Source organism: Pedobacter terrae, from assembly GCF_900100705.1.
Classification (GTDB): Bacteria; Bacteroidota; Bacteroidia; order Sphingobacteriales; family Sphingobacteriaceae; genus Pedobacter; species Pedobacter terrae.
Genome location: NZ_FNCH01000007.1, coordinates 246,501 through 261,243, shown reverse-complemented (window position 1 = coordinate 261,243; position 14,743 = coordinate 246,501). Strand labels below are relative to the sequence as shown.

Genomic DNA, 14,743 nt, shown 5'->3' with positions numbered 1-14,743 from the left:
CTGATTTTAAGAATGTTCTCACTTGTCAAGAGAGGAGAAATGTATGTCGAGAATTATAGGAGAGCATCATAAAAAATAAGAAAAACTCCAAAAAAGAGTTTTTCTTAAAATAAATTTGCAATTGTGGTAAACCTAGAATACGACCGTAGCAAAGCTTAGTGCCTGCCCGTACAGGCGGGGAGAGATCTTTGAACTGGACTAAAAGATCTCTCCGCTACGGAGATGACGATTTCTTACTAAAAAAACAATCACTGATATAAATTTGCCAACACGAAAGATAAATATCGGGAACCAATTTCGATCTTGCCTATCTTTTTGAAGTGAGCTAACCTCATTCTAAGAATCTCTATTTTATAAGTGTTGGCTAGAAAACATTGTTTCTTAAAAGAACCAGGCCACTTAAACCCGACAGCAGCGGCAGCGCCCGATTCTTCATCGGGCCTATAGCGAATGGCGGGACTGCTTCAACCTAAGCATCACTGCAATTGCTTTCCAAAAAAACAATGTACCCCTTACGCTACACACAAAATCTAAATTTAACATAACAAAAAAGGTCCAGCTGTTTCCAACTGAACCTTGCAATGAGAGGATAATTCTAATTAATCCGGTTGAAAAGCCCCTTTACATTACCAGAGCCGCCGCTACCGGTGGTAGTGATGTGGCCGGCGTTTCCATTTCCGTCGTAACCGCTTCCTTTGTTATTGTTGGCCGTGCAATTGGTAACGGTATGCGGAACGTTTTGTCCAGCACTACCCAGTTTGAAACCATTTCCATCACCATTGGTCCCATAACCATTATTGGTGGCCGTACAATTATTGATTACCACAGTATAAGGTTGTCCGTATAAATCCCATCCATCATCAGAATTGTGGTAGGCATTACAGGAATTAAACTGATTACCTGCACCGGCAGATAATTTACAGGCATAACCATCTGCATTTTCACCACCGTTGGCTACGTCATAATTATCATAAGAAGTAGAATTATTGATGCTGTTGTGGTGACCGCCGTTATAAATCTGAAGTCCTGAATCTTTATTTCCATGCGTCGTTACCTTATTCACATAATTATAGCCACCTGTCTGGAAAACTATCCCACAGTCGGGCGCATTTCGGATGGTCATATTCGTAATATTCCAGTAGCTTCCGTTTACCTTGACTCCCCAGTTGGCGCCAGAAATACCCGAACAATCCAATATGCCTCCGGTAAAATTAATTTTTGAACTGGATGTACCACTTTTAAGTAATTGAAGCGTGCTGGTGAGATAAATGGTACCGCTCACGGTGATGACATCACCTGGTTGTGCATTTGATATGGCAGTTTTTAAAGCAGCCTCAGTAGATACTGTAGCACTTACCGCCGCAGCTGCAAGCTCCATTTTATTTGGCTGGACGATGGATTGGCCATCTGCAACATCAGCCATTGTAGTGTTGTCTTTCTTGCATCCGAACAATGCAATAGCCATCCCGAGTACGAGAATACCTGAATTCTTTTTCATGTTTGTAGAATTATATTTGGTTAATACTAAACATGAAATTAAAAATTAAAATACAACAATGTATGATAAATCATATATATCTATGCAATCGTTCCCGTAACTAAAACGAAATAAAGTTACAGAAACGGATATGCTCGTTTTCCAGAATTTATTTACCTGAGCTCGATTAAAATATTGTCTCTCGTTAGCTTATATCGGCTTTTTGATTAAGAGGCGGTCACCCTGAACCGAGCTTTAGCGAGTTCACAGAAGGTAATTTATTTCAGGATCTTTCCTGCTAAAAAGATGCTGACCACGAAGTAGCTATTAACCTGAGTTCGATTAATAATGTGCTTTAATTTGGGTTCATTGGTACTTTGCATGAACGGTCGTCACCCTGAGGGATAATTAAATTGTTTAAAATCAATATGAGTGACGTACAATGGTATTCTCTTATCCTACGCGCGGTCTTGCCTCGGCTCGCCGCCGCCGAAGGCTCTTTCTTTTTGATGTCAAAAAGAAACAAAACCGAGGCATTGCCGAGCTCATTAATACAAATGAAAACCATGAAAAACCATTAATAAAACACCGGCTGAAAATTTTTCTTTCGAAGCCAGTGGGATGGCTTGGTCAGTGGAGCCCGAAAAATTTGTTAGGCCGGATTTAAGCAGAACGGAGATATGGTGCTAAGGCCTAGCTACGCGGAAATGCATCGATTCTACAAGTCGCTCATTTTTCAGGTTCTGCTAATAAAATAAATTCAGCATGACAGTAGCGTAAGGTAAAGCGGCTTTAAACACTCACGATGATTTCAAATATTAACCGAACTCATTAAACAAAAGGAACATAAAAGAAAAAGCGATTAACCAGAATATGCCTGATTAATCGCTTTTTTATGCATAGCGCTAAATAATGCGCTATTTACTGTATCTTTTATCTTAAATCTACCACTTCAACACCAGGATATTTTTTGGCATCGAAAGCAAAAGTAGTTTCCGGTATGTTTACGTTGGGTGAAAAAGTTTTCACATTGTAGGTGTATTTGTTTCCGTTTTTATCAAATAATACCACGTTTGCAATTTGTTTCGCAGCCTTATCGATGCTTAAACGCACTTTAAAAACCGATTTTTTAGCATCAACGGGTGTTAAATCGATCATTTGATAGGTTTTAGCACCCGCTTTTTGTTCGCCAGTATAAACGTATTTAAATCCTTTTTCGTAAACGGTAAAAATCTTAGCCGGATTAATGGCATCGCCACTGTTATCTACGTTGCTCACCTGTACTTCTTTGTCTTTTTTCAAATAAGTCCACTGGCTTTTGCCATCGCTAAACAATTCCTGGTTAGTCATGGCTACTTTGTACTTGTTAGAATTGGCTTTAACATACAAAGTACCTTGTTGCGTTTCCTTTACTTTAGCTTTTGGATTATCCAGTGTGAAGGTAAAATCTGTTTTAACTACGTTGTACGATTTGTATTTTTTACTCACCTCAGCTAAAATGGCTTTAGCTTTCGCATCAGTTTGAGCATAAGTTGAAGTTGTAAAAGCAACTACAACCATTAATGCTGAAATTAATTTCTTCATCTTTTCTTTTTTAAGTTTTTCTTTGAAACGTTAGAGTAGATTATTGTTAAATGGTTTAATCTAATCTTTGTTATCCATACCATTCAAGAATTGTTCCAAAGAATATTCGTCAGGATATAAAACTTCACGGGCCTTACTTCCTTCAAATGGGCCAACTATACCTGCCGCCTCTAACTGGTCGATAATACGACCGGCGCGGTTATAACCCAATTTAAGTTTACGCTGTATTAATGAAGTCGACCCCTGCTGATGCATCACAATTAGCCTGGCTGCATCCTCAAAGAATTTATCACGCTCATTGGGATCAAAATCAGCTTTGCTTCCCTCTCCTGCTTCATCAATATACTCCGGCAGTTGATAGGCATCAGCATAACCACGCTGGTTACCGATATATTCAGAAATGCGGTCTACCTCAGGTGTATCAACGAAAGCACACTGTAGCCTGATTAAGTCGCTGCCTGTAGATAAAAGCATATCTCCACGGCCAATTAACTGATCGGCACCACCACTGTCTAAAATGGTCCGCGAATCGATTTTCGACAATACCCTGAAGGCTAACCTGGCCGGGAAGTTGGCTTTAATGGTACCCGTAATAATATTTACCGACGGACGCTGGGTAGCCAGCACCAAATGGATTCCGATTGCCCTCGCCAACTGTGCCAGACGGGCAATTGGTGCTTCCACTTCTTTACCTGCCGTCATCATCAAATCGGCAAATTCATCTACCACCAAAACAATAAAAGGTAAAAAGCGGTGACCGTTATTGGGATTAAGCTTGCGTTTAACAAACTTATCGTTGTATTCTTTTAAATTCCTCACCTGCGCATCTTTCAATAAATCATAACGCTGATCCATTTCGATACAGAGTGAATTTAAGGTATTGACCACCTTTTTGGTATCGGTAATAATGGCGTCGGCCTCTCCGGGCAGTTTAGCCAAAAAGTGCCGCTCTATCCTGTTAAATAAAGTTAACTCTACCTTTTTAGGATCTACCAGTACAAATTTAAGCTGTGCAGGGTGCTTTTTAAACAAAAGCGAAACCAGAATGGAGTTGATACCCACTGACTTACCCTGACCGGTTGCTCCGGCTACCAGTAAGTGGGGCATTTTAGCCAGATCGGCAATAAACACCTCATTACTAATGGTTTTACCTAAAGCTATGGGTAAATCCATGGTATTTTGAGCCCATTTTTCGGTATTCAAAATGCTGCGCATGGGTACCATTTCCGGATGCTGGTTCGGCACTTCGATACCAATGGTACCTTTGCCCGGCATTGGTGCAATAATACGGATCCCCAAAGCCGCTAAAGAAAGCGCAATATCATCTTCCAGGTTTTTGATTTTCGAAATCCTCACGCCCGGCGCCGGAATAATTTCATATAGCGTAACCGTTGGACCAATAGTTGCCTTAATCTTATCAATTTCGATGTTGTAATGATTAAGCGTTTCTACAATTTTATTTTTATTGGCTTCCAGTTCTTCCGCATTTACCGAAATTTTATTGGTACCATAGTTTTCTAACAGATCAACCGTTGGATATTTATAACCCGATAAATCGAGTTTTTCATCATAATTGCCAAACTGTTCAATCAGGTCGTCTGATTTTTTCTCTTCTTCGGTTTTTTCAATCGTAAAAGCAGGTTCTTTTTCTACTTCAACTGCTGGTTCTACTGTTAAAGGCAATGACGAAGCTGCAGCAGTAGCCAATGGCAAATTAGTGGCCAATGGCGATAACACCACAGGCGCTACCTCCTCTTCCTCCTCTTTTTCTTCAAAACGGCTTGGCTGTAATACGACGTTCTGTTGTTTACGTTCGTTATTTAACTGTTTATCGCGCACCGGAAATTCAATAGGTGCTGAGGGTTCTTCGTAAGTTTTGTTTTTTACCGCCTGTTCTCTAATGTCATTTACATAATCCGGCGTTTCATTATCGAGATAAACTTCTTTCGCTTTACGTTCCGGGAATTTAAAATCGATATTATAGGCAATGATTAAAATGGTTAATCCGGCAAAAGCAATTAACCCCGCAACACCAGCAGCGCCAATTTGGGCACTTAATAATTTATTGCTCCAGTACCCAAACTCGCCTTCTAAATAATGTGGCGATTCTGACCAGAAACCATGTGCAAAACCTAGGGTTAATGAAATAAACAGCAGAAAGAAAAAGCTGTATCCTAATGTTTTCGAGATAGAAAGGATTTTAACCTTGAATAATAAACGGTAGCCGATAATAAAAAAGGCCAGAACAAATAAGAAAGAGGCAATACCAAACCATTCGTAAATAAACTGGTGTGATAACAGCGCACCAAACTTACCTAGCCAGTTTTGAACCACAGGGGTAGACACACCTGCTGCTTTTAACTCTTCCGCTGTTTTAAAAAGATTGCTCCAGCCACCATTCGCATCAATTACGTAACTCTGATCATCCTGCCAGGTAAACAGATACGAGGTAAAAGCGATTAAAAAATATAGTGATAATATGACAAAAAACAGTCCTACAATTTTAACTGCACGGCCATCTGCCAAATCGAAGCTTGGCAAAAAATCCATTTTCCCTTTTGGCTGTCTGCCCGATGATGGCCTGCCGGGCGCATTTTCTGCACCTTTTTCTCTGAATGTATTGGCTTTAAACTGGTTACCCCTTACCGACATTTTCTATCCTAAATAATTTAATATTGAACAAACTTAGATAAAACTGCGCAGCATTAACGAAAGCCTAACAAAAAAATTAATCACATTTTGTAAGCATTGTTTTTATACACCTTCTACTACGCCTCTTCTTTTTAAAACAAAGTATTAAACCTGATGAAATATATGTTATAATTTGTTTATAATGTGCCTTAAATTAAATAAAAATATTCATCAGACATTAAACCTTAAACCAAAATTCTGGTCTATTATTTTAACAACGCACAAGTTGTAACGTTTTATTAAATGAAACGGATTTTGTTTTAGGTTTTATCCCGTTTTACCTGGAGAGGTTAAACGGGATTTTTTTATTGTAGACCTTATAGGTTTTAAAAACCTATAAGGTCTCCGTGATTTTTTTAACCGCTGAGGTCTTGGTAGATTACCTTACACTATATATATTTAGGCATTAAAGTTTACAATTCCTTAATTTTCGTTAATTTAAAGCGATATTTCAAACCGTATGATGGGTATAGCACAACTCGAAGAACAAATTGAAGCTGGTAATTTCCAGGCAGTAAAAGAAATTTTGGTTGAAAATCCAAAATTGGCCAATATGGATACTTCTCATCAAATTTCGCCGCTTTTATTGGCTTGTTATTATAAAAAACAGGATATAGCCGATCTGATTGCTGAGTTTGCAGATCATTTAACCTTATTTGAAGCCTGTGCTGTCGGGAAATTCGATGTAGCTACCCTACTGGTTTTTCAAAATCCTGCCAGTATCAATGAATTTTCTAGAGATGGCTTTACACCACTTGGTTTAGCCTGCTACTTCGGACATGAGGAATTGGCCCGTTTTCTGGTTTTAAAAGGTGCTGATGTTAATCTGGCATCAAAAAATGGCTTTAACGTATTCCCCATCCATTCGGCAGTTGCAGCTAACCATTTTAATATCACCAAAATGCTTTTAGATGCGGGCGCTTACCCAAATGTTTGTCAGAAAGCAGGCCTGGCTCCTTTACATACGGCCGCCCAATTGGGAAATATAGAATTGATCATTTTACTGTTAGAACACGGCGCAGAAGTTTCTTTACGGATGGAAGGCGGAAAAAGACCGGCTGATTTAGCTGCAGAAAAAGGCTTTAACGAAATTGCAGAAATTTTAAGAGACGATGATTAAGTAGTTTACAGTTTTCAATTCACAATTTTCAGTTGGTTTTACTGAAGAACTGAATACTGATAACTATTAACTGAGAACTGCCAACTGGATATGAAAACTGTCAACTGCAAATTGAACACTACCAACTGAAAACTGAACTATTCCCAGATCCGCAGCCGCATTCTTTTCATATACGTCCTGATATCGAGTACAACAGCAGCCAAAAAATAAAATAATATAGGAAAACCTACCGCCAAAAATGACGAGTAGATAAAAAACAGGCGCACTTTAGCGGTACTCATATTCAGCCTATTGGCCAAATAAGTAGAGACTCCAAAACTCTGCTGTTCAAAATAAGTTATAATTCTCTGGAACATGTTAAGCTTATTTTAAAATCTTATTATTCTGCATTAAGTAAGAACGCTTCAAAACCGGAATCATTACTTGCTTAGCGGTTCTAATTTACGAAATTTAATTGGTTAAATGTAATGGTATAGTTTATACGCTTTATTCCAAAATCAGTTTTTCGAAATCCTGTTTATCTTCGTGTTTTATAAAAAGCGTTTGTTGTTCTTCCAGTCCCGAAAATTTTTTGATCAGTTCTGCCTTAAATTGATGGATATCAGCATCTCTGTTTAAAATAATCGTTAAGGCATCGGCATTACCCCTTACCTCAATAATCTGATTAGGATATAGGTCTTTTAGTTCGTGTGGAAATTCCATAATAAATAAACAGCTAATAAAGCATAAAGTTTTACCGAAATTGGATACAGCTCAGGCCTGTTTTAAAATTTTAATTCCAATACCACAAGACAGGCATTTTTTCTCGTCGCAATATTGCTTTTTTAGCTGTAAAATTCCCTGGGAGGCAAAGGCGTTTGTCATCTTCACTCCTGCGCCCGTAAATTTATCCGTAATGGCGTTTTGCTCAGCTGGTAAACTTTCAAGCAGTTTAATTGCCCTGCTAATAAAATAGGGTGCAGCGGTATGTTTTCCATAAGCAAATAAAAACAAGGCTACGGTATTTAGCAGAATGTTGTCTACTGAAGTTTTCCCGATCTGAGTATTTACCGAAGCAGTTACCTTTTTAAAATGATAATGTGTTTTCCAGTAATCGTTTACCGGTAGATTTTCAAATAAGGTGCGTAGCGCTGCTACATCCTTTATTTCCATAATTTTAGAAAAAAGATGGTTGGCTTTTGTAATTAGTGCAGCAAATTGTGCTAAACGGATAGTCGGAAAGTTTTGAGGGCGCATGCGCATAAATTTCCACATCGAAACATCAATAGGTTTAATGTTATATTTCTTTTGAAGAAACTGAAATTCGGCTTTTAAATTTTTAGGATATTCTTCTTCGAAATGATCGTTTAAAAAACCTGCCGCACCAAAAACCAATGCTTCTATTTGGTGTGGATTGTTTTTATGCCTGGCATAAATTTGCTGCGAAACTGCTTTAGCAAACAACTCGAAAGGCAAGGCATTTATCTTGAATCCGAAATTACGCGCCATAAACCGGTAGAATGTCTCATCCCAATTCCCATTCAATTCTTTTAAGGTTTCTGTAACCGCATTTGTTTTCTGTTCAAAACGCTCAACCAAGGTTCTGGATAAAAATGAATTTACAATCAACTCATCTACACGCCCTATTTGGGCAATGCATGGAAAATCAGTTAAGGTGAGGAAAAGGTTTTCGTACTTTTTGATCAGATCAGTAGAAATGCGGTCTTTCAGTTCCAGAACCGGCAAAATGGTTCCATCCATCCTGGTTATTTCGGCATCGTGCTGGTAAACAACATGCAAAATTACGTTTTCATATACAGGGTTAACCTGATGGTTATGTTTTAACCAATCAGACGACTTTAAATGGATTTCTACATTTCCTGCCCAAATGGTTTCTCCAATTTTAATCTTGGCATGGTTAAAATCCGGACCGGCATTCCGGTTGAGCAATCCGGTATTGATGATTTCCAAGGCTTCACCATCACAGGTCTGCAGTCCGTTATAATCAAACGACCTGAACTGCCATACATAATGAAGAAAATCTTCCGGAAAATTCATCCTTGAAGATAATAAATTTATTTGGCGATAACTAACTTATAAGTTTAAATTTTTAGCTTCCATGGAGTAGTTATTAAAAACATACGTTACCAGATAACGGTTCTCACTTTTTTCGAATACAAAGTACCAGGTTGTTTTCTGACTGATGTTAAAATGGATGAACCAACTGCCCCGGTGTGCAATAACCTTTGGAGCGATGTGATATTGCGCTTTACCGATCTTCCTTTCAACCGTATCGATCAATCTGGTCACGTAATCTATAGCACTTTCGCGGATACTGAAATAGTTTTCATAAAAAAGCACATCAACCAATTCGTTAAGATAAAGTAAAACCGAGGGATGGAAGCGTACCACTATTTCCAAGGCAAGGAATTAATATGCTGAATGGCTGCTGCTTTAAATTCAGAAGCCGATAAACTTTCCTCCCACTTCGCATCAAATGAAGTATGCGTTGAGGGCGTCTTTACATAAGCTACCTGTTCTTCATTGACCACCGGAAGCTGGCCTTCATTTAAAACCTGCACCAGTTCTTTTTTTTCGGCAGCTGAAAGGTTTTTTACATACTCAAGTAACGACTTAAAGTCCATATTATTAAAAGGATTATGCATAGGCCGGGTCTAAACAATTAAATATAAGGATTTTTACGCAAAGAAAAAGGATGAGCGATAGGCAAAATAATCAATTATATACATTACTAGAGCCTGTTTAAATTTTATTCAATTACATTACTTCTCCTGGTTTGTCACACTGAGGATCAATTTATGTTATAAAAATCAATATAAATGACAGTACAATTTAATGAAAATAAATCTCCCAGAGGTATCGTCCTTGCGAGAAGGCTTTTTCAGCCGACGATGCCTGCCTGCTGCAGGCAGGCAATCTTACAACTATCGCTGGTAGCGAGCGCTTTAAGATTGCTTCGTGCCTCGCAATGACGATCTTTCTATTGGGCTGTCAGTGATAGCGAAGTCGAAGTGCTTCTCTTAACTATAAAAAATTGTCTTCAACTACGCTACCATTGACGTTATTTAGCGATTAGCTATTAATGAGCGACTTGTATAATCCATGCATTTCCGCATAGCTAGGCCGTAGCACCATATCTCCGTTCTACTTAAATCCGGCCTAACAAATTTTTCGGGGCCCACTGACAAAGCCATCCCACTGGCTTCGGCAGAAAAATTTTCAGCCGGTGTTTTTTGTTTCTTTTTGACATCAAAAAGAAAGAGCCCTTCGGCGGCGGCGAGCCGAGGCAAGACCGCGCGTAGGATAAGAGAAGATAATTGTACGTCACTAGTATTGATTTTAACCAATTTAATTATCCCTCAGACTGACATACAAAATAAATTTTACTTAATTTTAAACAGGCTCTTAATACTGAATTGTATACGATAAATATTTCTCAAGCAACAAGCGATATTCAGTTTCATTACACCAACCCTGCCTTAACCAAAATCTGCTCCATTTCCTGTTGCAGTTTTAAGGCCTCTTCTCTTGCCCTTTCGGCGAAGTCTGCACCCTGGCTGGCATAAATAATGCCTCTTGACGAATTGATCAATAACCCACATTGCGAGTTTAATCCATATTTACATACTTCACTTAAATCTCCACCCTGTGCACCAACCCCTGGTACCAAAAGAAAATGTTCTGGCGCCAGTTTCCGTACATCGCCAAATGCCGCACCGCGTGTAGCCCCAACCACATACATCATCTGCTCATCTGTTGCCCAGGTTTGCGAAGTTTTAATTACTTTTTCGAAGAGCCTGTCTGCTCCAACTTCCTGCAATTGAAAATCAGCATGCCCTACATTCGAGGTTAAAGCCAATAGAATTACCCATTTATCTTTAAAGTTTAAAAACGGCGTTACCGAATCGCTCCCCATGTAGGGTGCAACGGTAACCGAATCGAAACTCATCTCAGACGATGCCGCATTAAAAAATGTTTCGGCATACATCGCAGAAGTATTGCCAATATCGCCGCGTTTAGCATCGGCAATAGAAAAAATATCCTGCGGAATATATTTCCAGGTCTCGGTTAAGGTTTCCCAACCTTTTTTGCCGTAACACTCATAAAAAGCAGTATTTGGTTTGTAAGCAACACATAAATCTTTCGTGGCATCAATAATCTGTTTATTAAATTCCAGAATCGGATTTTCGTACTTCAATAGATGTTGTGGTATCTTATCTAGCGAAGAGTCTAATCCGACACACAAAAAAGAACGTTTTTTTTGTATCTGCTCAAAAAGTTGTTGCTTGGTCATATATGTGCTTATTTGCTGCAAATATGAAGATTTTTAAGTTTTATGAGCGACAAAATAATGCTCACATTAATTATTTTTATAAACATTTTAAACTTTTGCTTGCAGATTACGTTTCAAATACATACAATTGCACCATAATTTCTCAACCGTTTATCTGAATATCCCAGAAAATTTATCAAGACTTGTTTTTTGTTACCATTTTTTAAGAGCAAATATTGCTTTTTATTCAGCTTGTAAACAATTATGAAACAATTTGAGCATTACCCCTAATGAACTCATTTAATGTTTTATAGCCTTAAGAACTTATGCACAATAAAAGCCGGGCTTACGTTAATACAAATATTTTTAAAGCCCGTGCAAATTTATAACAGAAAACATCCGTTATAAACAAATGAAAAATTTCTTGAAACATATATATTTAGAATGTTTAGTAAAACAGAATTAAATGAAAAGCTCACAACAGAATTACGTGAGCTGGCAAAAAGCTATGGCATTGAAGGTGCCGACTCCCTAAGAAAAATTGACCTTGTTGAAGTACTCTTACACCAGCAAGAAATTATAAATGCCGCTAAATCTGGTGCAGATCCTTATAGCGAAACTGAACCTGTTGCAGCTACACGTACACCTAAAACCAAAGCTGTAAAAGCACCAAAAGTTGCAGCAGCAGCAGCAGCTCCAGTGGTAGTTGCTGAACAACCTGTTACAACAGAAGAAAAGCCTCTTGCTACAGATGAAAAACCTGTTAAAAAAAGAGCAAGGTTAACAAAAACGGAGGCTGCAGCACCAGTTGAAAAAAGAAGAGATGCTGTGACCCTGTTTGATGAACCGCAGCACCAGCAACAACCAGAAAGACAGCCCGACAGAACTGTTGAAGCTGAAGAAAGTGTAAAACCGATCTCAGCTTTGATAGAGGAAAGTGCAGAAGTACTTCCGGTAGCTCCCAAACAAAAACAAGAGCCTAAAGAAAAACAGGAAAAACCACAACGTGATGAAAACCGCCAGCAAAAACAACCGGGCGGTGGCAATCACCACAAAAACGAAAACAGTTACTCTAACCTGGATTTCGATAACGTTATTACAAATGAAGGCGTTTTAGAAATTATGCCTGATGGTTACGGTTTCTTGCGCTCGGCAGATTACAACTATTTAACTTCTCCTGATGATATTTATGTATCTCAGTCTCAAATCAAACTTTTTGGATTAAAAACCGGTGATACCGTAAAAGGTAGTATCCGTCCGCCAAAAGAAGGAGAAAAATATTTCCCGTTGGTTCGTGTAGAAACCATTAACGGCAGAATCCCTGCCGAGGTTCGCGACCGCGTTCCTTTTGATTATTTAACACCACTTTTCCCAACCGAAAGATTAAACCTGTTTACGGATACGAGCAACTACTCTACCCGTATTATGGATTTATTTACACCAATTGGTAAAGGACAGCGTGGTTTAATTGTTGCGCAGCCTAAAACAGGTAAAACCAATTTGTTAAAAGAAGTGGCCAATGCCATTGCCAAGAACCATCCGGAAGTTTATTTAATTATCTTATTAATTGATGAGCGCCCGGAAGAGGTTACCGATATGGCACGCAGTGTAAGAGCGGAGGTAATTGCCTCAACTTTTGATGAGCCAGCTGAGCGTCACGTTAAAATTGCCAACATTGTTTTAGAGAAATCAAAACGTTTGGTAGAAAGCGGGCATGATGTAGTGATTCTTTTAGATTCGATTACCCGTTTAGCCAGAGCGTATAATACTACCGCACCAGCGTCAGGTAAAATATTATCAGGTGGTGTTGATGCCAATGCCCTGCACAAACCAAAACGTTTCTTTGGTGCCGCGCGTAACATCGAAAACGGAGGTTCATTAACCATTTTAGCTACTGCATTAACCGATACAGGTTCTAAAATGGATGAGGTGATTTTCGAAGAATTTAAAGGAACAGGTAACATGGAGCTTCAATTAGACCGTAAATTATCTAACAAACGGATCTTCCCTGCTATCGATATTACAGCATCAAGTACCCGTCGCGACGATTTATTGCACGACAGAGACACGTTACAGCGCGTTTGGATTTTACGTAACCACCTTGCTGATATGAACAGCCAGGAAGCAATGGAATTTGTTCAATCTCAGATAAAAGGAACGAAAAGTAACGAAGAGTTCTTAATTTCGATGAATAGCTAAGAAAAGCTTAAAGGTAAAAGGTGTAAGGTTTAGGTACCCAGATTGGAAACCCTAAACCTTACACCCTAAACCCTACACCTTATACCTATGAAAAGGCATCTCCCTAATGCGATTACCTGTGCAAACCTTTTTTCTGGCTGTATTGGAATCGTTTTTGCATTTAAAGGCCATCTAGAAACTGCAGCTTATTTCGTTATTTTATCTGGAATATTCGATTTTTTCGATGGTATGGTTGCCCGTTTACTAAATGTAAAATCGGCCATTGGAAAAGATCTCGATTCTTTGGCAGATATGGTGAGTTTTGGCTTTTTACCGGGTGTAATTATGTTTCACTTATTAAAAGCAAGCGACTATTCATCTGAATACCTTCCCTATCTCGGTTTTATTATTACTATTTTTTCGGCGCTTAGATTGGCCAAATTTAACAATGATACCAGGCAAACGGAAGATTTTATCGGCTTGAATACGCCAATGAATACTTTGTTTATCTGTTCGTTACCTTATATTGCGCATGATTATCCACAAATTATTTCCTCCAGCATTTTGCTGATCGCTATTACCGCAATCACAAGCTTCTTACTGGTAAGCGAAATAAAAATATTCTCTTTAAAATTCAGCAATTTGAGCTGGGCGAAAAATAAAATCAAATTCATTTTCCTCGTGCTGTCGGCCATATTAATTGGCTTTCTACAATTTGCGGCGATACCTTTTGTTCTGGTATTATATATTGCTTTATCTTTTCTGCATTTTAAGGGCGCAACGGCTAATCACAAAATATAACTAAGTTTTCCCGCAGATTAAGAAGATTAAAATCGCTGATCAATGCGCATTAGATAATCCTTTAAAAACGGTATTCCTTCTCTGCAAAATTAAAAGTTAATGCGTTACAGTTTTTTAACCTCAAGCGGATCGTCAATATTGCGACTGATGAACAAAATTGTTTCCCCCAATACAGGATGTATCACGTCGGGGGCAATCTCGGCCAAAGGTTCCATCACGAATTTCCGGTGTTGCATATGCGGATGAGGTACCTGAAGTTTATCTGGCATGTTGATGATCTGATCTCCAAAAAGGATAAGATCGATATCAATTAAACGCTCTCCCCATTTATCTTTTCTTACCCTGCCCAGTTCCTGTTCTATACTTAAGGCCAGATCTAAAACTTCTAACGCACTTAAATTAGTTTGCAATGCTACTGCCTGGTTTAAAAATGCTGGCTGATCGGTTTTGCCCCATGCAGCCGTTTCGTAAAGCGATGAAACGGCTAATACCTTACCAATTTTATCATTCAATAATTCAATGGCTTGCTTCAAATTAGCCTCTCTATTGCCTAAATTTCCACCTAGTAACAAATAAGCCGTACTGTACTCTAAAGCTTGATTAAGCATCATGTATTTTT

13 protein-coding genes are annotated in these 14,743 nt (G+C 38.6%); 3 read left to right on the top strand and 10 right to left on the bottom strand.

What is annotated here, in order from left to right:
• Positions 1-595: 595 nt before the first annotated feature.
• The 3 genes from BLR60_RS11500 to BLR60_RS11485 form a co-directional block, all read right to left on the bottom strand.
• Positions 596-1,498, bottom strand: coding sequence for a right-handed parallel beta-helix repeat-containing protein (locus tag BLR60_RS11500; RefSeq protein WP_090499875.1), 903 nt, complete (start codon positions 1,496-1,498; stop codon positions 596-598).
• Between the two features lie 912 nt (positions 1,499-2,410).
• Entirely contained in the window at positions 2,411-3,061 is a 651-nt protein-coding gene (locus BLR60_RS11490) for an outer membrane lipoprotein periplasmic chaperone LolA1 (RefSeq protein WP_090499870.1), read from the bottom strand.
• A 60-nt stretch (positions 3,062-3,121) separates the two neighbouring features.
• Entirely contained in the window at positions 3,122-5,713 is a 2,592-nt protein-coding gene (locus BLR60_RS11485; protein WP_090499868.1) for an FtsK/SpoIIIE family DNA translocase, read from the bottom strand.
• Positions 5,714-6,212: 499 nt separating this feature from the next.
• Here BLR60_RS11485 and BLR60_RS11480 point away from each other — a divergent pair, with 499 nt between their 5' ends.
• Complete coding sequence (locus BLR60_RS11480) at positions 6,213-6,872, top strand: ankyrin repeat domain-containing protein (protein ID WP_317039655.1); 660 nt, start codon at positions 6,213-6,215, stop codon at positions 6,870-6,872.
• A 137-nt stretch (positions 6,873-7,009) separates the two neighbouring features.
• Here the strand turns inward: BLR60_RS11480 and BLR60_RS11475 are convergent, their stop codons facing one another.
• The 6 genes from BLR60_RS11475 to pyrF all read right to left on the bottom strand — a co-directional run bounded on the left by BLR60_RS11475 (position 7,010) and on the right by pyrF (position 11,166).
• Positions 7,010-7,228 carry a PspC domain-containing protein gene (locus BLR60_RS11475; protein ID WP_090499866.1) on the bottom strand — a complete coding sequence of 73 codons (219 nt, stop codon included), beginning with the start codon at positions 7,226-7,228 and terminating at the stop codon, positions 7,010-7,012.
• Between the two features lie 130 nt (positions 7,229-7,358).
• Positions 7,359-7,574, bottom strand: coding sequence for a hypothetical protein (locus tag BLR60_RS11470; RefSeq protein ID WP_090499864.1), 216 nt, complete (start codon positions 7,572-7,574; stop codon positions 7,359-7,361).
• Positions 7,575-7,625: 51 nt separating this feature from the next.
• Entirely contained in the window at positions 7,626-8,909 is a 1,284-nt protein-coding gene (locus BLR60_RS11465) for a DUF2851 family protein (RefSeq protein WP_090499862.1), read from the bottom strand.
• Positions 8,910-8,945: 36 nt separating this feature from the next.
• Positions 8,946-9,272 (bottom strand): hypothetical protein, encoded by a 327-nt coding sequence (locus BLR60_RS11460; protein ID WP_090499860.1) that lies wholly within the window; start codon positions 9,270-9,272, stop codon positions 8,946-8,948.
• On the bottom strand, positions 9,263-9,517 hold the full coding sequence (locus tag BLR60_RS11455) for a hypothetical protein (protein WP_090499858.1): 255 nt from the start codon (positions 9,515-9,517) through the stop codon (positions 9,263-9,265). Before BLR60_RS11455 ends, BLR60_RS11460 begins: the two co-directional genes overlap by 10 nt.
• Before the next feature lie 818 nt (positions 9,518-10,335).
• On the bottom strand, positions 10,336-11,166 hold the full coding sequence (gene pyrF / locus BLR60_RS11445) for an orotidine-5'-phosphate decarboxylase (protein ID WP_090499853.1): 831 nt from the start codon (positions 11,164-11,166) through the stop codon (positions 10,336-10,338).
• Positions 11,167-11,589: 423 nt separating this feature from the next.
• On the opposite strand from pyrF, the gene rho reads away from it, so the two are divergent.
• Both rho and pssA read left to right on the top strand, forming a co-directional pair.
• On the top strand, positions 11,590-13,344 hold the full coding sequence (gene rho, locus BLR60_RS11440; protein WP_090499851.1) for a transcription termination factor Rho: 1,755 nt from the start codon (positions 11,590-11,592) through the stop codon (positions 13,342-13,344).
• An 87-nt stretch (positions 13,345-13,431) separates the two neighbouring features.
• Positions 13,432-14,124, top strand: coding sequence for a CDP-diacylglycerol--serine O-phosphatidyltransferase (gene pssA / locus BLR60_RS11435; protein WP_090499849.1), 693 nt, complete (start codon positions 13,432-13,434; stop codon positions 14,122-14,124).
• 104 nt (positions 14,125-14,228) lie between these two features.
• On the opposite strand, the gene folK is transcribed toward pssA, so the two are convergent.
• Positions 14,229-14,735, bottom strand: a complete 507-nt coding sequence (gene folK, locus BLR60_RS11430; RefSeq protein WP_090499846.1) for a 2-amino-4-hydroxy-6-hydroxymethyldihydropteridine diphosphokinase — start codon at positions 14,733-14,735, stop codon at positions 14,229-14,231.
• Positions 14,736-14,743 lie beyond the last annotated feature (8 nt).